Here is a 20,945-nt window from a genome sequence, read left to right on the forward strand (position 1 = left end):
CGTGCGTGGGTGGCCCCCGGCCGCAGACCACCACCTTGCAGTGCGCAGTCGAACAAGGCCCGTGGCGCGACTATAAACCGGACCGCCGCCGCCGTGGGGGTCCGATCTGACGCACTTCAGGGCGCGCCGGCGCTCACCGTGACGTGCCGCAGACCTTGTACCGCCGCACGTCCGTCGCGACCCGGCCGCTCTTCAGCCGCATCCGGATGCGGACGACGACGGTGCGGGCCTTCTTCGCCGGCTTCAGCGCGACCGGCGTGCTGCGCGTCAGCCGCGCGCCGGTGAGCGTCGCGACCCGTCGCCCGGCGACCGTCACGACCGCGGACCGAACGCGTCCCCGGAAGGTGCTGCGCAGGTGCAGCGCGACCCGGCGCGTCCGGCACGCGCGCGCCGCAGGCGGAACCGACGCCCCGACCACCGCGCCGTAGTCCCGGCCCGCCTGGGCGATCGGCAGGTTCAGCACGCCCGGGCTGCCCGGCGAGGTGCGGATCTGGACCGGCCCGGGGATCAGGTTGCCGCGGTAGGCGACATCCCCGCCGGAGATCGCGAGCACCAGGCGGTGGCCCTTGGGGAAGCGGTGCACCGTGCCCGGCAGGTCGACGTGCACGGGCAGCGACGGGCTGGCGAACCGCGCCGGCGAGATCACGCGGTGGGTGAGCGTGATCGTCCCGTCCGGGGCGACGTCGTAGAGCTTGAAGAACAGCGCGAGCTCGGTCGGGCCGCCGATCTGGCCGACCGGCTCCTGGACGGGCGCGATCAGCCGCAGGTCGACGGACGGCACGCCGACGATGTCCGTGTCGGCCTGCAGCGGCGGCGTCTCGAAGCGGACCGTGGTGCCCGGGATGTCGCTGACCGGCGTCTTCTGGTCGATGGCGCTCGCCTCGGTGAAGCTCGTCGGCGCGCCCGCGGCCGTGGTCAGCAACGTGGCGGCACCGTCCTTCACGGCGGCCTTGTCGGCGACCAGGCCGTCCGTCCCGGAGAGGTACAGCGGCGTCGGGGACGCGACCGCGGGATAGGCGGGCGCGCGACCGTATGCCGGCGTCGCGTTCCCCTGGTAGGTCACCCAGTCGCGGAAGAACGTGAAGTCCAGCGGCGGGACCTTCGGGGAGTCCTTCAGGTAGTGGTCGAACCAGTCCAGGTACAGACGGCCCTGGTAGTTCGTCTCGGGCTTGGTGACGTTCGCCTCACCCGGAGCCGCGGGCCCGCTGTGCCCGCCGAACTCCCAGGTCAGCTTGACGGGGGTTCCCTGCGCCTTCAGCGACTGGTAGGTCGCGACCGACTCGCGCAGGTTGAACAGGGTGTCCCCCTGGCCCTGCACCAGCATCGTCGGGATCCGGATCTTGTCGATGAACGACACCACCGAGGCGTGTCGCAGGAACGCGATCTGGGCGTCGCTCGGGGCGCCGGTGACGCCCGCCTGCACGAGGGCGGTGCAGACGCGGTCGTCGAAGTTCGGGCACGGCAGGATGCGGCTCGGGTCGACCGACACCTGCGAGACCCCGTTGACGATCCCGAGCACGGAGAACAGCGCACCCCACAGGACCTTCGTCACGCCCGGCGTCTCCGAGCTCACGCCGCGCCCGCGCAGGGTGTCGGCGTTGTTCGGCATCAGCGAGTACGACAGGTCGTTCCACGTGATGATCGGGATGATCGTGTCCAGGCGCGGGTCGATGCCGGCGATCGCGAACTGGATCTGCCCGCCGTAGGAGCCGCCGAGCATGCCGACGCGCGGGTCGAACTCGTGCGCTGCGCCGTCCGCGCCCTTGGCGTCGCGCCGGACGTAGTCGATCGTGGTGCCGTCCGTCGCGGCCTTGCCGCCGCCGAGGAACGTGATCAGCTGGCTGCCGGCCTTGCCGTCGTAGTCGCGGTCGTCGAGCGTGATCTTGCACCCGCTGCCGCCGAAGCCGAGGCCGCTGTAGGAGAGGACGACGTAGCCCTGCGACGCGTAGAACTTCGCGAAGCCGGCCTGGTCGTCCTTCGACCCGCCGAAGCCGTTGGTCGTGAGGATCGCGGGGGCGGGCCTGGCCTTCGTGGCGGACGCCGGCTTGTAGAGGTCGGCGACGACGGTGCACGTGATGTCGTCGTCCGGCCCGACGACGGTGGCGAAGCGCAGCGTCTTGACCGACACCTCCTCGGCCTGCGCCGGGGCGACGGGCAGCAGCGCGAGGCCCGCGAGCCCGCAGGCGGTGAGAAGACCGGCGAGTCGACGCCGGGGACGGACGGACTGCTTGCGCATGTGACCCTCTCCTGGGTGCGGCGAACGGCGACGTTCATTGAAGACCGCGGCCTCAGTGTAAACGGCGTGTGACCGCAGCGCACCGGGAGCGGACGCCCGTCCGGGTCAGCTCACAGGAGCGGGAGCCGCACGGTGAACGTCGACCCCTCGCCGGGCGTGCTGAGCACGCTCACGGTCCCGCCGAGCGCGCTGCTCAAGCGGCGCACCAGCGGCAGGCCGAGCCCGGTCCCGGCCACCCGGCCCAGCTGGGCCTCCGGCACCTGGCCGAACTCGGTGAAGACGTGCTCGAGCTGGTCGGCCGGGATCCCGATTCCGGTGTCGGCGACGGTGAACGCGATCAGGGCCGGCTCCTCGATCGTGACGGCCAGGCGGATCTCGCCGGCGTCCGTGAACTTCAGCGCGTTCGTGAGCAGGTTGCGGAGGATCTGGGCGAGCAGGTGGCGATCGGTCCGCAGCGACACCACCGGCGGCTCGTCGATGACCAGGGCGACGGCGTCGCTGCGCTTGAGCGCGTCACAGGTGCCCTGCAGACCGTGCAGCAGCGCGGACAGGTCGACGTCGGCGGTCCGCACCCGGACCGACCCCGCCTGCAGACGGGCCAGCTCGAGCTGCTCGGTCACGATCCGCATCCCCTCCTGCACCGACTCGCGCGCCAGCGACACATCCGCCTCGGTGTCCGAGGGGACGTGCTCGTCGAGGACGATCTCGAGCAGGCCGTCGGCCGCGGCCAGCGGGTTGCGCACCTCGTGGGCGAGCGTGCGCAGGAGCTCGAGGTTCAGGTCGGCGGCCGCGCGCATCTGCGTGGCCTGGTCGGTCATCTCCTCGTGCAGCGCCTGGATCGAGACGGTCCGCTCCTCGACACGCTGCTCGAGCTCGGCGATCAGGCGGACGTTCTCGATCGCGACCGACGTGGCGTCTGCCAGCGCCGAGAGGAGGGCGACCTCGCCGGCGAGGTCACGCGTCGCCTGCTCGAAGACGACCTCGATGGCCTCGGGGGAGCGCGCGACAGCGAGGCGGGTCATCGCGTCGACCAGCACGGCGGTGCTCGGATCCATCACGTGTCGTCCTGCCGCATCGGCAGCAGAGCGCTGCGTCGTCTCCATACGTCTCCTCTTGCCCCGGAATCCGGCCCAGTAACGCGGGAGCGTATCGCGCGAGCCCGGGGCAGCGGGCGCGTTTGCGCCCGGACGCTCACGCCGTGAGCAGGCCGCGGACCGCGATGACGCCGGCCTCAACCGTCGGGCCCCAGTCGCGACCCGGGTCGCTGATCATGCGGATCGCGAGGCCGTCCGCCAGGCCGAAGAGCACGTCGGCGATTGCCTCCGGGTCGGCTTTGAGCTGTAGGACGCCCTCGGCCTGCTTGGCCGCGAGCAGCTGCGCGACGTGCGAGCTCGTGCGCCGCAGCAGCTCCGCGAACTCCGCCGCGATCTCCTCGTTCCGGCGGGCGATCGTGAACAGCTCGAAGATCAGCGCCACCAGACCGGGCTCGGTCGTGACGAAGTCCTCGAGCTGGGCGCGCAGCAGCCCGAGCAGGATGTCCGCGTCCGCGGCGCCGGCCAGCTGTGCCTCGAGCAGCTGCATCCGCAGGTCGCAGTCGCGCCGGACGACCTCGGTGAGAAGCCGTTCCTTCGTGCCGAAGTAGTAGTGCAGCAGGCCACGGGAGACGCCGGCCTCGCGGGCCACGTGGTCGAACGTCGCCCCCGCCACGCCGCGCTCCGCGACGCAGGTCCGGGTGGCGTCGACGATCCGCTGAGCCTTCTCGCCCTCGATCGAGCGGGGGGTCTCGGTGGTTGTGGCTGCCTCCATGCGCGTCCTCCGATGATAGTCCGGCTGGCCCCCCCTACGACAAGGGCGCCCCGGAGGGCGCCCTTGTCAACCGCAGTCGCCGCGCGAGGCGGCGTGAGCCGGGTGCCGGGTCAGGCGGCCGGGGTGTCGTCGCCGGCGTCGGCGTCGGCCGTGGCGGCCTTCGGCTTCGCGGCGGCGCGCTTCGGCTTCGCAGCCGCGGCGGCGCTGTCGTCGGCGGGGCCGTCGGCGGGCTCGGCGGCCGGAGCCGGTGCGACCGGCGCGACCGGTGCAGCCGCGACGGGCGGCGCAGCGGGCGGCGGCGTCGTCGGCGCCGTGGTCGAGGTGTAGTCGAACTCCTCCTCGGCGCCGAACAGCGCGTCCAGCACCTTGTTGCGCAGGTCAGCGGACGCCACCAGCGCGCCGACCGACGAGACGGTCACGAACAGCAGGCGCCGCTTCAGCTTGCCCTTCTTCTTCTTCTTCTTCTCGGCCTTCTCGCGGGCGGCGGCCTCCTTCGCGGCCTTCGCTGCAGCAGCCGCAGCAGCCTTCTTGGCGGCCTTCTGCGCACGCTTGCGCTTCGGCTTCTTCGCGGCCTCCGCGATCGCGGCGGCTTGCTTCTCGGCCTGGGCCTTCGCCTGGTCGGCCGCCTCGCGAGCGGTCGCCTCGGCCTGGGCCTTGGCGCTCTCGAGCGCCTCCGCGCGTGCCTTCTTGCGCGAGCGCTTCTTCTGGGCGCTCTTTGCGGACGCGACCGCGTCCTGCGCGGACGTCACGGCGTCCTGCGCCTTCGCCTGCAGCGCCACGCCGGCGCCCTGGGCCTTCGCCGCGATCATCGCTTCGGCGGCCTTCGCGGCCTGCGCGGCAGCTTCGGCGGCCTCCTGGGCCTGCTTCTTCCTCGATGCCATCGGCTCTCCTTGCATCACAAATGGGGACGACGACCCCTGGCGGAGTCGCCGGCGGACATGCAGCATCTCTGCAGCGTGCGCCGCCTGACAATCGAGTCTATACCCGGATCGGCGACGTCCGAACAAGCAGGTCGCGGCGACTGTCAGGCGGGTGGCTCGAGGGCCCGATCGAGCACCTCGTCGATGTCCTGCACGAACGCGAACCGCAGCTTCGAGCGTAGGTGCTCGGGGATGTCCTCGATGTCCGGCTCGTTGCGCGCCGGGGCGATCACCTGGGTCACGCCGTTGCGCTGCGCCGCCAGGGCCTTCTCCTTGAGCCCGCCGATCGGGAGCACCTGTCCGGTCAGCGTGATCTCCCCCGTCATCGCCGTGTCCGACCGGACGGGGCGGCCGCTGAGCAGCGAGACCAGCGCGGTCGCCATCGTGATGCCGGCGCTCGGACCGTCCTTCGGGATCGCGCCGGCCGGGACGTGCAGGTGCAGGTCGTGCGACGCGAACCAGCCGTCCTCCAGCCCGGGGGCGAGCTCGCCGACGTGACCGCGGACGTACGACAGCGCGGCGTGCGCGCTCTCCTTCATGACGTCGCCGAGCTGTCCGGTCGTCATCAGCTTGCCGGTCCCCGGCATCGCGGTCGCCTCGATGAAGAGCACGTCGCCGCCGACCGGCGTCCAGGCCAGGCCGGTCGCGACGCCGGCCTGCTGCGTGCGCCGCTGCGCCTCCGCGTGGAAGCGGCGGCGCCCCAGCAGCTCGCGGACCTTCGCCTCGCCGACCGACGTGCGGCCGACCTTCCGCGGCGGGTCGGCGTCGAGGTCGCCGGCCGCGCTGCGCGCGACCTTGCGGCAGACCGCGCCGATCTCACGCTCCAGCCCGCGCACCCCCGCCTCGCGGGTGTAGTCGGAGATGATCGTGCGCAGCGCGGCGTCGGTGATCGCGATCCAGGACTTCTTCAGCCCGCTGCGCTCGATCTGCCGCGGGACCAGGTAGCGGCGGGCGATCTGCAGCTTCTCGTCCTCGGTGTAGCCGGCGAGCTGGATGATCTCCATGCGGTCGCGGAGCGGACCCGGGATCGTGTCGAGGGTGTTGGCGGTCGTGATGAACATGACCGCCGAGAGGTCGAATGGCACGTCGAGGTAGTGGTCGCGGAAGCTCGAGTTCTGCTCTGGGTCGAGCAGCTCGAGCAGCGCGGACTCGACCCCGCCGCCCCCGCGGTAGTCGGTCCCGAGCTTGTCGATCTCGTCGATCATGAAGAGCGGGTTCGCCGAGCCGGCGTCGCGCAGCGCGCGGATGATCGTGCCGGGCATCGCGCCGATGTAGGTGCGGCGGTGACCGCGGATCTCGGCCTCGTCGCGCATGCCGCCGGCGCTGATGCGCTCGAAGTTGCGGCCCAGGGCGCGGGCGATCGACTTGCCTAGCGACGTCTTGCCGACGCCGGGCGGGCCGACGAAGCAGAGGATCGACCCCCTCGCGTCCGGCTTCAGGCGGCGGACGGCGAGGAACTCGAGGATCCGGTCCTTGACCTGCTCGATGTCGTAGTGGTCCTCGTCGAGGACGGTGCGCGCGTGGGTGAGGTCGAGGTCGTCCTCGGTCTGGACGCCCCACGGCAGCGACGCGAGCCACTCCAGGTAGGTGCGGATGACGCCGTGCTCGGCGGCCGCGGGCGGCAGCGACTGCAGCCGCTTCAGCTCACGATCGGCCTGCACGCGGACGGTCTCCGGGAGGTCGATGGCCGCCAGGCGCTCGCGCAGGCGCGCGGCCTCCTCGGTCGACTCGTCGAACTCCCCGAGCTCGGTCTGGATCGCCTTCAGCTGCTGGCGCAGCACGTACTCGCGCTGGCCCTTGTCGATCTCCGACTGGACCTGCGTCTGGATCTTCGTCCCGATCGAGATGACCTCGAGCTCGCGGTGCAGCGACTCGACGAGCCGGCGCAGCCGCGTCGTGACGTCGACCTCCTCGAGCAGTGCCTGCTTCTCCTCGGTCTTCAGGCGCAGCGAGCCGGCGATCAGGTGCGACAGCGTGGACGGGTCGTCGATGTTCGCGACCGCGATCAGCAGCTCCTCCGGCAGGTAGGGCACCTCCTCGACGATCTGCGTGAAGGTGTCCTGCACGGTCCGCATCAGCGCCGTCAGCTGGGTGGTCTGCTTGACGACGTCCGGCAGCTCGACGATCTCCGCCGCGAGGTACGGCTGCTCCTGGCTGAAGCGCTCGATGCGGACGCGCTGGGCGCCCTGGACGAGGATCCGCAGCGTCCCGTCGGGCACCTTGAGCATCCGGGCGATCGACCCGACGACGCCGACGTCGTAGAGCTCGTCGGGACCGGGCGTCTCGAGGTCGGGGTCGCGGCTGGCGACCATCACCAGCATCCGGTTGCCGGCGAGGACGTCGTTGACGAGCTGGACCGATCGCTCCTGCCCGATCGCCAGCGGCGTCAGCGTGTCGGGCAGCGGGACGGTCTCGCGCAGCGGGAGCACCGGCAGCGTGGCCGGGATGACCCGGCCCGCCCCGACCGGGATCTCGTGGTCGCCCGAGCGGTCCTCCGCGATCTCGATCACGGTTCGAGGTCCTCGAACCGCTCGGTGACGATCTTCACCTGGCGGATCCGCGGCTCGGGTGCGGCCAGCGGCAGCTCGACCCGCAGGATCCCGTCACGGTACGTCGCGCGGGCCTCGTCGGCCACGACGTCCGCCCCGAGCGGGATGACGCGGCGGAACGGGCCGAAGTCGATCTCGAGCTGCTGGTAGACGCGCTCCTCCGCCTCGCCCGGGGCGCGGCGGTTGCCCGCGATGACCAGCTCGCGGCCTTCGATCTCCAGGCCGATCTCGTCGGGGTCGATCCCGGCGAGCTCGGCGTGGACGACCGCGAACGCCCTGCCACCTGACCCGGCCCCGCCCGGCGTCTCGTAGAAGACGTCGACGGCGGGGCTGAAGCCGCCGCGCCGTCCGGGGGCGAGGCCGGTGCGGTCCAGGACGTCGCCGAACAGCTCGTCCATCTCGCGGCGCATCCGCTCGAAGTTCGCGAACAGATCTCGCTCGGGTCGCATGGCGTCTGAGTCTATGTCGCGGTCGCGGTCCGTCCTCAGACGGAGTAGACGGCGCCCTCGGCGGCCACGAGGACCTCGCCGTCGAAGACCGCGCCGGCCTCGTCGACGGCCCACAGCGCGTCGAGCTCGTCGCTGATGTGCGTGAGCACCAGGCGCCGGGCGCCGGCGCGGGCCGCATGCTCGCCGGCCTCACGCGGGGTCAGGTGCCCGCGGATGCCGCTGCGCTCCGGCCGCGGGAGCGTCGCCTCCAGGACCAGCAGGTCCGTCCCTTGCGCGAAGGCGACGATCTCGTCGTTCGGCGCAGAGTCGGCGCCGAACGTGAAGCGCCGTGCGTCGGCGCCGCCCTCGGCGATGCGGACGTCGATCGCGCACGTCGGCAGGTAGTGCGGGACGGCGGCGAAGCTGAGCGCGAGCGGGCCGATGGTGACGTCGTCCCCCGGCCCGTACTCGTGGAGGTCGAAGGCCTGCTCGATGTGGTCGGGGAACATCCCGCCGCCCTGGCAGATCAGCGAGAACGCCTCGCGCGCGCCGTGCGGGGCGTAGAGCGCGGGGCGGACCGGGGACTCGACACCCGGCCAGCGGTCCACCGGGACCGGCTGCTGACGGGGGGCATAGGTCAGCGCGCTGGCGAACGGGACGAGATCGAAGATGTGGTCGGCGTGCAGGTGGGAGATGACGACCGCGTCGACAGCGATGTAGTCCCGGTGGCTGCGCAGCTTCCCGAAGACCCCGTTGCCGCAGTCGAGCAGCACGCACGTGTCGCCCTCCTCGACGAGGTACCCGCTGCATGCGCCACCCGCGTCTTGCCACGCCGGCGACTTCCCTAACACGGTGATGCGCACTGCCGTCTCTCCCTCCGTGTGACCCCGCAGACACTACCGCGGTCGGTCCGCGCGTCGGGCGGCGGCCGTCAGGCGACGGCGTGCAGCCGCGCCTGCTCCTGCGCGGTCGGGAACGCCCAGGCGGCGCGGGTGCGCTGATCGGTCCGGAACTCGAAGCGCATCTGCTGCGGCGGCTTCAGCCCGTCGGGATGGTCGGGCCGGAACGTCGCGCAGGGCGCGTCGAGGTCCAGGGCGCACAGCAGGTTGCACCTGAAGAAGCACCCCTCACACGACGCCTTGCGACCTGCTCCACGACCGTTTGCCATCTCTGCGCGACACCCTCGTTCGACGATCTCTGCCGGGGCGGATCCCCGGCGACGTCGGGCAGAAAAGCACACCTGATTCGACGCGCGCAACGTCGATTCCCGCTCAGCGCACCTTTCCGGAAACGGTGCACTTCGCAAATGCCGCAGATTTCCCCGGCGTACCCAGAAGAGGCCCTCGGGAGGCACATCTCGCCCCCCTCCGCGAGCGTCTTTCCCGCATCCTCGGACGATTTCCGCGTGCGCGCTACGGACGCCGGCGCACGTGCGCGGCCGTCAGCGCAGCCGGGCTGCCGGCGCCGACCAGCGCGAGCGCGCGGGCGGTGTCCTCACGGAGCGCGTCGAGCACCGCGCGGACGCCGGCCTCGCCGTCCGCCGCCAGACCCCAGGCGTACGGGCGCCCGACCAGGACGGCGGCCGCGCCGAGGGCCAGCGCGCGCACGACGTCGCCGCCGTCGCGGATCCCGCCGTCGACGAGCACCGGCGCCGTCCCGGCGACAGCGGCCGCCACGTCCGGCAGCGCGACCGCCGTCGGCAGGCAGCCGTCGAGCTGCCGGCCCCCGTGGTTGGACACGATGACCGCGCACGCCCCCGCGTCGACGGCGAGCCGGGCGTCCTCGCCGGTGAGGACGCCCTTCACCAGGACGGGCAGGCCGCTGGCCTCCCGCACCCAGGCGACGTCGTCCCACGACAGCGCACGCCACCCGCCGACCGGCGGCTTGGCCGTGTCGGCCGCCGCGTGGCCGAGATGGGTCGCGAGCCCGACACCGGGCGGGAACGGGACGGGCCCGTGCCGCAGCTCGCGCTCCCGCCGGCCGGCCACGGAGAAGTCGACGGTGAGGACGATGTGGGAGTACCCGTGCTCCGCGGCGCGCGCCAGGACGGTGCGCACCGCGGCCGGGTCGGGCCCGACGTAGAGCTGGAACCAGCGGTCGCCCGCCGGCGCGGCGGCAGCCACGTCCGCGAGGTCGGTCGTCGCCCGCGTGGAGAGCACGTAGACGCTGCCGGCGGCCGCGGCGGCGCGGGCGGCGGCCAGCTCGCCCTCGGGGTGCAGCAGCCGCTGCGCGGCGACCGGGGCCAGCAGCACCGGCGAGGCCAGGCGGGCGCCGAGCAGCGTGACCGCGGGGTCGGCGGCGCCGACGCCGGTCAGCACCCGGGGGACGAGCCACCGGTCGCGCCACGCGCTCACGTTCTCGGCGAGCGTCTGCTCGTCCCCGGCGCCGCCGGCGAAGTAGTCGTAGACGGCCTGCGGCAGCCGGGAGCGGGCGGTCTCGTGGTGGGCGCGGAGGAGCTCCATCGGTGTCGCGGCGATCGTATTCGCGATCCCCTCCGTACCCTGCAGGCAGATGTCCACCGTCCTCGTCACGGGCGCCTCCGGCTATGTCGGCGCCGCCATCGTCCCCCACCTGAAGGGCTCCGGGCACACGGTCCGCGCGTTCGCGCGGACGCCGGCGAAGGTCACCGCGCCGGTCGACCAGGTCGTCGCCGGCGACGCGGTGACCGGCCAGGGCCTGGACCGGGCGCTCGACGGCGTCGACGTCGCGTACTTCCTGATCCACTCGATGGAGGGCGCGACCCCGGGGTTCGACACGACCGAGGCGCAGGCCGCGCAGAACTTCGCGGACGCCGCGCAGCGGGCCGGTGTGCGCCGCGTGGTCTACCTGGGCGGGCTCGTGCCGACCGACCACGACGTCTCGCGGCACCTCGCCAGCCGGCTGGCGGTCGAGGAGATCCTGCTGCAGAGCGCGCCCGAGGCCGTCGCGTTCCGCGCCTCGATCGTCATCGGCGCCGGCTCGCGGTCGTTCCGCTTCCTCGTGCGCCTGGTCGAGCGCGCACCGGTCCTGCCGCTGCCCGCGTGGCAGCGGTTCCGCACCCAGCCGATCGACGAGCGCGACGTGCTCGCGCTCCTGCACGCCGCCGGAACCCAGGACGACGTCACGGGTGCGACCAGCTACGACATCGGCGGCCCGGACATCCTCACCTACGGCGACCTGATCCGCCGGATCCGCGACAGCATGCTGGTCGGCCGTCCCACGCTGGCGCTGCCGATCAGCGTCACCCCGATCGCCGCCAAGTTCGCCGCGGCCATCGCGGGCGAGGACGTCGCGCTGATCGAACCGCTGATGGAGAGCCTCGAGAGCGACCTGATCGCCGATCCGAGCCACGACGCGGCCGGCCGCTTCGGCGTCCGGCTGCACAGCTTCGACGCCGCGATCGAGCACTCCCTGCGGGAGTGGGAGGCGGTCGAGGTGCTCAGCGCCCGCTGAGAACGCCGCTTCCTGGGTAGGTTCACCGCTTCATGAGCGACCCCGTCATCACGCAGATCGATATCGACGCCCCGCCGGAGGCGGTCTGGACCGTCGTCATGGACACGGAGCGCCTGGGCGAGTGGGTCAGCATCCACCGTGGCCTGGGCGACTACTCCACCGGCCCGGCGGCGGTCGGCTCCACGATGGAGCAGAGCCTCGCGCTGCGCGGCGCGAAGTTCAAGGTCAAGTGGAAGCTGGTCCGGTGCGAGGACGCGAAGGTCGCCGAGTGGCACGGCAAGGGCCCGGCGCGCTCCAAGGCGGAGACCGAGTACCGCCTGGAGGCCATCGACGGCGGGACGCGGTTCCACTACCGCAACGAGTTCAAGGCCCCGCTCGGGCCGCTCGGCGCGGTCGCGTCCAAGGCGCTGGTCGGCGGCCTGCCGGAGAAGGAGGCGCACGCCTCCCTCAACGCCCTGAAGGCCCTCGTCGAGAAGGGCTAGACGCAGCGGGGTACCGCCGGTGTCGGCGTCGTCAGCCGACGGCGGCTGTCGCGCGCACGGGTGGCGCGTCGATCGCCTGCAGGCCGACCGCGCCGATCCGTGCCGGGACGCTGGCCCAGCTCTCGGGACCGCCGAGGGCGGTCACCTGCACGGTCGCCTCGAGCACGCGGCCGCGGTCGGCGAGGACGTGGTCCACGAGCCGGACCGCACCCGCTGCCCGCTCCGCCGGCGACCCGGCGGCGGCCGTGGCGTCGAGGCCGATCACCCGCTGGCGCGGCCAGCTCAGCGCCTCCTGGAGGGCGGCGGCGTCGGTGAGCGGATCGGAGGTCGCGACGATCAGCAGCGCATCCGGGCAGCGCTTCGCCAGCTCGGCGACGGGGACGCGCTCGCCATCGCAGACGATCACGATCGGTGCCGCGGTGAGGGCAGCGATCGGGACCGGGCCCTCGACCCGCGGCTCCACCCCGAGCGCACCGGCGGCAGCCTTGAGTCCGCCGGCGTCCTCACGGCTGAGCTGCACGTGGCAGTCGTCCCTGAGGAGCAGCAGCAGCGCGACGTTGCGCGTGCACTCCGAGCTCCCGACCAGGGCGATGCGATGTCGCATGGCGCGACACTACCGTGGCCCACGCGGACGCGTCGCACCTGGCGTATGGGTGCAGCTTCTCTGACACACAGTTACTCGGGGCGATTTTCCGGCATAGTCAGTTTCACCATGACCGATTTCCTTGATGAGAAGAAGCGCGAGATCGACGAGCGACTGCGCGAGCTGCGTCCCCTCGTCGAGGAGTTCCACCGGCTCGAGGCTGCCTCCGCCGCGCTGGAGGGGGTCAGCGTCGCGCCCGTCCCGTCGGGCAAGCGCGCGTCCCGGCCCGCACGGAAGTCCGCCGCCGGCGACGGGGGCGACGGCGGCGGGGGCGGAGGCGGCGGGCGGGGACGGCCGAAGGGGTCAGGTACCCGGTCCAAGCAGGCGATGGCGGCGGTCCGCGACCAGCCTGGCATCACGATCCCGGAGCTCGCGCAGACTATGGGGATCGCCCAGAACTACCTCTACCGCGTCATGCCGGAGCTGCAGAAGGACGGGATGGTGCGCAAGGAAGGCCGCGGCTGGTTCCCGGTCGAGGCGGCATGAGCGCGCCGGAGGATCGCGACTCTCATACCAATATGAGGAGAAGTGAACCCGGCGCGGCACAGCACATGTGCTCGCACATCGACACCCACTGTGACGTGCTGCGGGATTTCCGGTACACCCCGGAACCGCCGGCCCTGGCGGCCGCGCGAGCGCCGGCCGTCGCTGCCGACTGAGCGCCGTGGACCTGCGGCAGCTCGAGTCGTTCGTGTGCGTCGCGCGGCACGGGCACATCACCCGCGCCGCGCGCGAGCTGTTCGTCACCCAGCCCGCGCTGTCGCAGCAGATCCGCCGCCTCGAGCGCGAGCTCGGCGTCGTGCTGCTGACCCGCACCGCGACGGGGGTCGAGCTGACCCCCGCCGGGGCCGACCTCGCGCAGCGCGCCCAGCGGATCCTGGCCGACGTCGCGCAGGCCCGAGGCGCCATGGACGACCACGCGGGGGTCCACCGCGGGGTCGCGCGGGTCGCGGCGGCGACGGGGGACGCGCACGGCCTGCCGGCCGCGCTGGCGAGCTTCCACGCCGCCCACCCGGAGGTCCGGCTCGCGCTGCGGCAGGGCTCCGAGCACGAGGTGCTCGCGCTGCTCGCGCAGGGCGCCGTCGACCTGGTGGTGACCAGCCAGCCGGCGCCGCCCGGGACGTCCGCCGTCGCGGTCGGCGACCAGCCGCTCGTCGTCGCCGCGGTCGCGGGCGACGACCTGATCGGCACGGGCGGCGGGCCGGTCGCCGTGTCGGCCCTGCGGGAGCGGATCCTGATCCTGGGCGAGCGCGGCACCGCCCTGCGCGGCGTCGTCGTCGCCGCGTGCCAGGCCGCGGGCTTCAGCCCCGTCCCGCTGCTCGAGATCTCGGGCGCGGCGGCGGTCCTGACGCTGGTGCGGGCGGGCCTCGGCGTGGCGGTCGTCCCGGCGGCGTGGGTCGCGGGCGCCGACGGTATCGCCACGGCGGCGGTCACGACGACCGGCGGCTCACGGCTGACGCTCGGCACCACGCTCGTGCGCGGCGGCGAGCTCGGTCCGGCGGCGGCGCTGCTCGAGGCGCACCTGCTCAGCGCGCTGCGCTGAGCACCGCCTCGAGCTCGCGCTCGAGCCGGCGGCGCGGGCGGCTGCCGACCAGCGTCAGGACGGGCTGCCCCGCGCGGAAGACGATCAGCGTCGGGGCGGCGAGGACGCCGTAGCGGGCGGCGGTGACCTGCTCGGCGTCGATGTCGACCTTGGCGAAGAGAACGTGGGGCAAGCTGCCCGCGAGCTCCTCGAAGACGGGCGCCATCACACGGCAGGGGCCGCACCAGGGCGCCCAGAAGTCGACGACGACAGGCCGGTCGGACTCGAGGACGACCGCGGTGAACGCATCGTCGGTGACCGGGACGACAAGGGTGCTGAGCTGGGTCATCCCCTCAGGCTGCCGGGCGCACTGCCGGCCGTCCAAGTGCGATCGGTGATGACGCCGATAACGCCGGACGGATAGCGTGGCGGGCATGGCCATCGAGGGTTCCGCCAGCATCGAGATCAACGCGCCGATCGACCGCGTCTACGCGATCGCCGCGGATGTGGAGGGCTCGCCGCGCTGGCAGCCGGAGATCAAGACCGCCGTCCCGATCGAGCACGGCCCGAACGGCGAGCAGACCTACGTCAAGACGACGGTCGACAGCAAGGTGAAGACCATGCAGTCCGACCTGCGCTTCTCCTACGACGCCCCCACCGGCCTCTCCTGGAGGCAGGAGGAGGGCGACCTGAAGGAGGTCCGCGGGTCCTGGGAGTTCGTCGACCTGGGCGACGGCCGCACGAAGGCGACCTACAACCTCTACGTGGACCTCGGCCGCAAACTCGGCATGGTCATCCGCGGCCCCCTGGTCGACCTCATGCGCAAGCAGCTCTGCGACACCATGCCCGGCAAACTGAAGGGCTTCGTGGAAGCCGAGTAACGGCTCTCGCCTCCACCAAGCATCCCCGCGAGGTCGCACGGAGACGCGGGACAGCCGATGTCTCCGAGGTGCGTCGGTGCGTCCCCCAGAGTGTCGTCCGGCAAAGCGAGGGACGAGCGTGCCGAAGCGGCGGGGGATGCACCGACGCACCCCCGCCGCACGTTCGTCCTGCGGCCTAGATCAGGCCGAGACCCTTCACGGCATCTCGCTCGCCGACCAGTTCCGCCACGGTGGCGTCGATCTTCTCCTGGGCGAACTCCGGGATGTCGAGACCCTGGACGATCTCGTACTCGCCGCCGGACGTGGTCACCGGGAACGAGGAGATGATGCCCTCGGGCACGCCGTATGAGCCGTCGGACGGGACGGCCATCGAGACGACCTCGCCGTTCGAGCCCAGCACCCAGTCGTGGATGTGGTCGATGGCCGCGCTCGCCGCCGACGCCGCGGAAGACGAGCCGCGCGCCTCGATGATCGCCGCGCCGCGCTTGCCGACGGTCGGCTGGTAGTCGTCGGCGTACCAGGCGAGGTCGGAGCCGATGGCCTCGAACGCGTTCTGGCCCTTGACCGTCGCGTTGTAGAGGTCGGGGAACATCGTCGGGGAGTGGTTGCCCCAGATGGCGATCTTCTTGATGTCGGTGACGGCGGCGCCGGTCTTCTTCGCCAGCTGCGCGATCGCGCGGTTGTGGTCCAGGCGCGTCATCGCGGTGAAGCGCTCCATGGGGACGTCCGCGGCGTTGGCCTGCGCGATGAGCGCGTTCGTGTTGGCCGGGTTGCCGACGACGAGGACCTTGATGTCGCTCGCGGCGCCCTTGCTGATGGCCTCGCCCTGGGGCTTGAAGATGCCGCCGTTGGCCTCGAGCAGGTCGGCGCGCTCCATGCCCTTCGTGCGCGGACGCGCGCCGACGAGCAGGGCGATGTTGGTGCCGTCGAAGCCGTCGGTCGGGTTGTCGTGGATGTCGATGCCGGCGAGCAGCGGGAACGCGCAGTCGTCGAGCTCCATCGCCGTGCCCTCAGCAGCCTTCACGGCCTGCGGGATCTCGAGCAGCTTCAGGTGGACCTGGGTGTCCGGGCCGAGCAGGGCGCCGGACGCGATGCGGAACAGCAGCGCGTAGCCGATCTGACCGGCGGCGCCGGTGACGGTGACCTTGACGGGGGTGCTCATGTGCGTGGTTTCTCCTTGGGGGGATGTGGCGCTGACGCTATCGCGCCGCTGATCTCGACGGCGGTCCGCGGTTAGGCTCGCGCCATGCGGATGCGTCTGATGGGGGCGGCGGCGCTCGTGGCCTGTGCGCTGGCGGCTGCATCGGCCGAGGCGGGAGCACCGATCCCGAAGCTCTCGGCCTGCAAGGACCAGGATCTGCCCTACACCGGCAAGGCCGATGACGTGCGCTTTCGCAGCGCCGTCGTCTGCCTCATCGGCAGGGTCCGCCAGAGCCAGCGGCTGAACGTGCTCAGGCGCGACGCGAAGCTCGAGAGCGCCGGCCAGAAGCACAGCGCCACCCGGGCGCGGACCGGCAACCTCAGCCACGGCGGCGAGCCGAACATCGTCATCCCACGCCGGATCAAGGCCGCGGGCTACAGGGCACAGGCGCTCAACGAGGGCATCGGCTGGGGCGACCTGGACACGACCACCCCGTTCGAGGTCGTCAGCGGCATGATGGTGCAGTACGACGCGTGCGCGCAGATCCTGGACCCGCGCTTCCGTGATCTGGGCGTCGGCGTCGTCGCGGCGACCCATCGCGCGACCTACGACGGCATCCCCACCGTCCACGTCACCGTGGAGTACGGCCTGAAGCGCTCGGTCAGACCGCCGGCGACCGTGAAGCGCACCGGCCCCGCGGCGAGCTGCGTGCACCGGCTCACCGGCGGCGTGGCGAAGCAGGGCGACTCGCTGGCCGACAGGGCGCTGCCCGGACCGGGCCGGCCCGTCCTGCGCGGGCACCCGGTCGTCGTCAACCCGGACGAGCTGATGGTCACGATCGCCTGTGTCGGCACCTCGGACTGCACGTTCGACATGTACTTCAAGCTCACCCACGAGCCCGACGAGGCGCGGGGTAACAGCGGCTACGAGCTCCGCCGCGGGACCCGCGCCCAGTTCACGTTCGCGGTCGACCCCGACGCCGCCAGGCGCGAGCTCGCCGCGCCCGTCCCCGGCGTCGATCTGATCCTGCGGACCGACGCCGGGACCGACATCAAGACGCTGCCCCTGGACGTGTCGCCCGACTGAGCGCCGCCGGCTCGCGCTACAGCGACTCCAGCGCGGCGTTCAGCGTCTCGCTCGGCCGCATCGCCGCAGCGATCTTCTCGACGTCCGGGCGGTAGTACCCGCCGATGTCGACCGGCTGGCCCTGGACCTCGGCCAGCTCGGCGACGATCGCGGACTCGTCCGCGGCCAGGCGCTCGGCGAGCGGACCGAACTTCGCCGCGAGGTCCGCGTCCTCGGTCTGCTTCGCCAGCTCCTGCGCCCAGTACAGCGCGAGGTAGAAGTGGCTGCCGCGGTTGTCGAGCTCGCCGGCCTTGCGGGACGGCGAGCGGCCCTCCTCCAGGACGCTGCCGGTCGCCTTGTCGAGCGTCACGGCGAGGACCTTCGCGCGCGGGTTGTCGGTCTTGTCGGCCAGCATCTCCAGGGAGACGGCCAGCGCGAGGAACTCGCCGAGCGAGTCCCAGCGCAGGTGGTTCTCGCGTGTGAACTGCTGGACGTGCTTCGGGGCGGAGCCGCCGGCACCCGTCTCGAACAGGCCGCCGCCGTTCATCAGCGGGACGATCGACAGCATCTTCGCGCTCGTGCCGAGCTCGAGGATCGGGAACAGGTCGGTCAGGTAGTCGCGCAGCACGTTGCCGGTGACGGAGATGGTGTCCTGCCCCGCGCGTGCGCGCTCGAGGGTGAACTTCGTCGCCTCGCCGACCGGCAGGACCTCGATCTGCAGGCCGTCCGTGTCCAGCGCCTCCAGGGCCGGGCGGACCTTCTTGAGGACCTCGGCGTCGTGGGCGCGGGTCTCGTCGAGCCAGAACACGGCCGGCGCACCGGTGGCGCGGGCGCGGGTGACGGCCAGCTGGATCCAGTCCTGGATCGGAGCGTCCTTCGCCTGGCACATGCGGAAGATGTCGCCCACCTGCACGTCATGCGACATCAGGACGGTGTCGCCGGCGCTGTCGACGACCCGGATGGTCCCCTCGAAGGCGGCCTCGAACGTCTTGTCGTGCGAGCCGTACTCCTCGGCCTTCTGCGCCATGAGGCCCACGTTCGGCGTCGTCCCCATCGTGGCCGGGTCGAAGGCGCCGTGCTCGCGGCAGTGGTCGATCGTCTCGGCGTAGAGTGCCGCGTAGGACGAGTCCGGGATGACGTACTTGGTGTCCTGCAGCGCGTCGTCCTTGTTCCACATCTGGCCGGACGTGCGGATCGCCGCGGGCATCGACGCGTCGATGATCACGTCGCTCGGGACGTGCAGGTTCGTGATGCCCTTGGAGGAGTCGACCATCGCGATCGCCGGGCCGGCGGCGATCGCGGCGTCGACCGCGGCCTGCGCCTCCGGGTGCTTCTGGACGAGGACGTTCAGGCCGTCGTTCGGGCTCACGTCGGTGTAGCCGTCGTAGGCGTCGCCCGCGTACGCGCGGACCGCGTGCCCGAAGATGATCGGGTCGGAGACCTTCATCATCGTCGCCTTCAGGTGGACCGAGAACAGGACCCCCTGCTCCTTGGCCTCGGCGACCTGCGCATCGAGGAACGTGCGCAGCGCGGCGGCCTGCATGACCGACGAGTCGATGATCTCGCCGGCGAGGAGCTTGACCTCCTCCTTGAGCACCGTGATCGCACCGTCCGGCGTGATGTGCTCGATGCGGACCGACGTGGCGTCCGGGACGGTGACCGACTGCTCGGTGGAGCGGAAGTCGCCGCCGGACATGGTCGACACGTGCGACTTCGAGTCGCCCGACCAGGCCCCCATCGAGTGCGGGTGGGACTGCGCGAACGCCTTGACGGACGCAGGCGCGCGGCGGTCGGAGTTGCCCTCGCGCAGCACCGGGTTCACGGCCGAGCCCATCGCCTTGCCGTAGTCCTCCTTGGCGTCCTCGTAGTCCGGGAGGTCGACGCCCTGGGCGCGCAGCTCGTCGATCGCGGCCTTCAGCTGCGGCAGCGACGCGGAGACGTTCGGGAGCTTGATGATGTTCGCGTCCGGCGTCTTGGCGAGGTCGCCGAGCTCGGCGAGCGCGTCGTCCTGCTTGCCGAGGGCGGCGAGGATCCGGCCGGCCAGCGAGATGTCGCGCAGCTCGATGTCGATGTCTGCGGCACCGGCGAAGGCGCGGACGATCGGGAGCAGCGACTGCGTGGCGAGCGCGGGCGCCTCGTCGGTGTGGGTGTAGATGATCTTCATGCGTCTCTTCCGGAGCTCGAGGACAGTGGCGTGATCGGAGCCGACACGCTATCGGCCTCACCCGCGCGGGGACGGGCCGTCCGACGGCGATCGCGCGTAGGCTTCGCCGCGTGCCGCCTGTGCAGAGCCACCGGGGCGGGGGCCCCGCGGAGCCCCCTGCGCCGATCGTCCCGCGCTCGGTGCCGTTCCTTCGGGCCGAGCCGTCAGCTGCGGGCTTGGCGGCCGTCGAGCGCGCGGTCCGCGAGACGGACCTGAAGGCGCGCGGAGCCGCCACGCAGCGCTGCGAGCAGCGGCTGTCGGCGCTGCTCGACCGGCCGGCCGCGGTGCTGATGGTCCAGTCGTGCACGGCCGCCCTCGAGCTGAGCGCGATGCTGCTGGGCGTCGGGCCCGGGGACGAGGTGATCATGCCCTCGTTCGGCTTCGCGTCCGCCGCGAACGCGTTCGTCCTGCGGGGGGCGACGCCGGTCTTCGCCGACATCGCCCCCGGGACGCTGAACCTGGACCCGGCCGCGGTGCGGGCCGCGCTCACGCCTCAGACGCGGGCGATCCTCGTCGTCCACTACGCCGGCGTCGCCGCCGACATGGAGGCGCTGCTGCGGATCGCCGCCGAGGCCGGCGTCCCGCTCGTCGAGGACGCCGCCCAGGGCATCGGCGCCGCCTACCGCGGCCGGCCGCTCGGCACCCTCGGCGCGCTCGGCGCCATCAGCTTCGACGCCACCAAGAACCTCACCGCCGGGAGCGGCGGCGCACTGATCATCAACGACCCGGTCCTGGCCCAGGACGCCGAGACCCTGCGGGACTACGGCACCGACCGCGCGCGGTTCGCCCGCGGCGAGGTCGCCCGCTACCGCTGGGTCCTGGCCGGCAAGAACGCCGCGATGAACGAGCTCGCCGCCGCGTACCTCGCGCCGCAGCTGGACGATCTCCAGGCCATCACCGCCGGCCGGCGCCGCACGTGGGACCGCTACCACGCAGCGTTCGCGGGCCTCGAGCGCGACGGCCTCGCCGCACGGCCGCTCGTCCCGGCGGAGTGCGCGTCCAACGCCCACATCTACGCGCTCGTGTTGAACAGCGCGGCCGAGCGCACGCGCGTGCTCGCCGCCCTCCGCGAGGACGGCGTCGAGGCGACGTTCCACTACGTCCCGCTGCACTCGGCGCCCGCGGGCGAGCAGTTCGGCCGGGCCGACGGGCCGCTCCCGCAGACCACCGACCTCAGCGCCCGGCTCCTGCGCCTGCCGCTCTGGAACGACATGCCGGACGCGGACGTCGCCCACGTGATCGACGCCGTCGAGCATCGTGTCCGCGAGCACGCGACCCCCGGAGCACCATGACCGAGCCACCCGTCGCCTCCGCCACCGACCTCGAGCAGGAGCTGCGCCGCCAGTCGGCCGCGCTCCACGCCGCGCTGGCCGCGACCCAGGACGCGCTGACCGTCGAGCAGGAGCAGCTGGCCACGAGCCGGGACGAGGTCCGCCGCCTGGAGGCCGACCTGGTCGCCGTCCGTGCCCACCTCGCGGACGCCCGCCGCGAGCTGCAGTGGCTGCGCCGCGCCGGGGTCGACCTGAACGCGCTGATGGAGCACCGGCTGATCCGCGCGGTCCGTGCCGCCGGGCGGCTCGCGCGCCGGCCGCTGAGCCTCGTCCGGCGCCGCCCGTCGTGACGGCGGAGCCGGGCGC

21 protein-coding genes are annotated in these 20,945 nt (G+C 72.5%); 8 read left to right on the plus strand and 13 right to left on the minus strand.

The window, feature by feature from the left end; translation table 11 throughout:
- Positions 1-133: 133 nt before the first annotated feature.
- The 9 genes from DSM112329_RS21860 to DSM112329_RS21900 form a co-directional block, all read right to left on the minus strand.
- Complete coding sequence (locus tag DSM112329_RS21860; RefSeq protein ID WP_354698674.1) at positions 134-2,236, minus strand: CocE/NonD family hydrolase; 2,103 nt, start codon at positions 2,234-2,236, stop codon at positions 134-136.
- Between the two features lie 110 nt (positions 2,237-2,346).
- Entirely contained in the window at positions 2,347-3,291 is a 945-nt protein-coding gene (locus DSM112329_RS21865) for a HAMP domain-containing sensor histidine kinase (RefSeq protein ID WP_354698675.1), read from the minus strand.
- Positions 3,292-3,427: 136 nt separating this feature from the next.
- Positions 3,428-4,042, minus strand: coding sequence for a TetR/AcrR family transcriptional regulator (locus DSM112329_RS21870; RefSeq protein WP_354698676.1), 615 nt, complete (start codon positions 4,040-4,042; stop codon positions 3,428-3,430).
- A 110-nt stretch (positions 4,043-4,152) separates the two neighbouring features.
- Positions 4,153-4,923, minus strand: coding sequence for a hypothetical protein (locus tag DSM112329_RS21875; protein WP_354698677.1), 771 nt, complete (start codon positions 4,921-4,923; stop codon positions 4,153-4,155).
- A gap of 143 nt (positions 4,924-5,066) precedes the next feature.
- Positions 5,067-7,472 carry an endopeptidase La gene (gene lon / locus DSM112329_RS21880; RefSeq protein ID WP_354698678.1) on the minus strand — a complete coding sequence of 802 codons (2,406 nt, stop codon included), beginning with the start codon at positions 7,470-7,472 and terminating at the stop codon, positions 5,067-5,069.
- Positions 7,469-7,960, minus strand: a complete 492-nt coding sequence (locus tag DSM112329_RS21885; protein ID WP_354698679.1) for an Hsp20/alpha crystallin family protein — start codon at positions 7,958-7,960, stop codon at positions 7,469-7,471. Before DSM112329_RS21885 ends, lon begins: the two co-directional genes overlap by 4 nt.
- A 35-nt stretch (positions 7,961-7,995) precedes the next feature.
- Positions 7,996-8,802 (minus strand): MBL fold metallo-hydrolase, encoded by an 807-nt coding sequence (locus DSM112329_RS21890; protein WP_354698680.1) that lies wholly within the window; start codon positions 8,800-8,802, stop codon positions 7,996-7,998.
- Between the two features lie 68 nt (positions 8,803-8,870).
- Positions 8,871-9,107, minus strand: a complete 237-nt coding sequence (locus DSM112329_RS21895; protein WP_354698681.1) for a hypothetical protein — start codon at positions 9,105-9,107, stop codon at positions 8,871-8,873.
- Positions 9,108-9,351: 244 nt separating this feature from the next.
- Complete coding sequence (locus DSM112329_RS21900; RefSeq protein WP_354698682.1) at positions 9,352-10,401, minus strand: alpha-hydroxy acid oxidase; 1,050 nt, start codon at positions 10,399-10,401, stop codon at positions 9,352-9,354.
- 49 nt (positions 10,402-10,450) lie between these two features.
- Here DSM112329_RS21900 and DSM112329_RS21905 point away from each other — a divergent pair, with 49 nt between their 5' ends.
- The gene (locus DSM112329_RS21905; protein ID WP_354698683.1) at positions 10,451-11,371 is read left to right on the plus strand and encodes an NAD(P)H-binding protein; all 921 of its coding nucleotides are present in this window, start codon (positions 10,451-10,453) and stop codon (positions 11,369-11,371) included.
- 32 nt (positions 11,372-11,403) lie between these two features.
- Entirely contained in the window at positions 11,404-11,853 is a 450-nt protein-coding gene (locus tag DSM112329_RS21910) for an SRPBCC family protein (protein ID WP_354698684.1), read from the plus strand.
- Between the two features lie 31 nt (positions 11,854-11,884).
- Here DSM112329_RS21910 and DSM112329_RS21915 read toward each other — a convergent pair whose 3' ends face one another.
- A complete protein-coding gene (locus DSM112329_RS21915; RefSeq protein ID WP_354698685.1) occupies positions 11,885-12,457 on the minus strand; it encodes a hypothetical protein in 573 nt (190 codons plus the stop codon).
- Positions 12,458-12,565: 108 nt separating this feature from the next.
- On the opposite strand from DSM112329_RS21915, the gene DSM112329_RS21920 reads away from it, so the two are divergent.
- Together DSM112329_RS21920 and DSM112329_RS21925 are read left to right on the plus strand one after the other, a co-directional pair.
- On the plus strand, positions 12,566-12,982 hold the full coding sequence (locus DSM112329_RS21920) for a hypothetical protein (RefSeq protein WP_354698686.1): 417 nt from the start codon (positions 12,566-12,568) through the stop codon (positions 12,980-12,982).
- Positions 12,983-13,160: 178 nt separating this feature from the next.
- On the plus strand, positions 13,161-14,039 hold the full coding sequence (locus DSM112329_RS21925; protein WP_354698687.1) for a LysR family transcriptional regulator: 879 nt from the start codon (positions 13,161-13,163) through the stop codon (positions 14,037-14,039).
- Here DSM112329_RS21925 and trxA read toward each other — a convergent pair.
- Positions 14,023-14,367, minus strand: a complete 345-nt coding sequence (gene trxA, locus DSM112329_RS21930; RefSeq protein ID WP_354698688.1) for a thioredoxin — start codon at positions 14,365-14,367, stop codon at positions 14,023-14,025. The genes DSM112329_RS21925 and trxA overlap by 17 nt on opposite strands.
- Before the next feature lie 85 nt (positions 14,368-14,452).
- Here trxA and DSM112329_RS21935 point away from each other — a divergent pair, with 85 nt between their 5' ends.
- Positions 14,453-14,899, plus strand: a complete 447-nt coding sequence (locus DSM112329_RS21935) for an SRPBCC family protein (protein WP_354698689.1) — start codon at positions 14,453-14,455, stop codon at positions 14,897-14,899.
- A gap of 175 nt (positions 14,900-15,074) precedes the next feature.
- On the opposite strand, the gene DSM112329_RS21940 is transcribed toward DSM112329_RS21935, so the two are convergent.
- On the minus strand, positions 15,075-16,061 hold the full coding sequence (locus tag DSM112329_RS21940; protein ID WP_354698690.1) for a malate dehydrogenase: 987 nt from the start codon (positions 16,059-16,061) through the stop codon (positions 15,075-15,077).
- A gap of 84 nt (positions 16,062-16,145) precedes the next feature.
- Here DSM112329_RS21940 and DSM112329_RS21945 point away from each other — a divergent pair, with 84 nt between their 5' ends.
- A complete protein-coding gene (locus DSM112329_RS21945; RefSeq protein ID WP_354698691.1) occupies positions 16,146-17,126 on the plus strand; it encodes a CAP domain-containing protein in 981 nt (326 codons plus the stop codon).
- Positions 17,127-17,142: 16 nt separating this feature from the next.
- On the opposite strand, the gene DSM112329_RS21950 is transcribed toward DSM112329_RS21945, so the two are convergent.
- Positions 17,143-19,269: an NADP-dependent isocitrate dehydrogenase gene (locus tag DSM112329_RS21950; protein ID WP_354698692.1), complete on the minus strand. Its 2,127-nt coding sequence runs from the start codon at positions 19,267-19,269 to the stop codon at positions 17,143-17,145.
- Positions 19,270-19,448: 179 nt separating this feature from the next.
- On the opposite strand from DSM112329_RS21950, the gene rffA reads away from it, so the two are divergent.
- Both rffA and DSM112329_RS21960 read left to right on the plus strand, forming a co-directional pair.
- Positions 19,449-20,600, plus strand: coding sequence for a dTDP-4-amino-4,6-dideoxygalactose transaminase (gene rffA / locus DSM112329_RS21955; RefSeq protein ID WP_354698693.1), 1,152 nt, complete (start codon positions 19,449-19,451; stop codon positions 20,598-20,600).
- Entirely contained in the window at positions 20,597-20,929 is a 333-nt protein-coding gene (locus tag DSM112329_RS21960; RefSeq protein WP_354698694.1) for a hypothetical protein, read from the plus strand. The genes rffA and DSM112329_RS21960 overlap by 4 nt, the downstream gene beginning before the upstream one ends.
- The last annotated feature ends 16 nt before the right edge of the window (positions 20,930-20,945 follow it).

The sequence above is a fragment of the Paraconexibacter sp. AEG42_29 genome, from assembly GCF_040581415.1.
Classification (GTDB): Bacteria; Actinomycetota; Thermoleophilia; order Solirubrobacterales; family Solirubrobacteraceae; genus Paraconexibacter.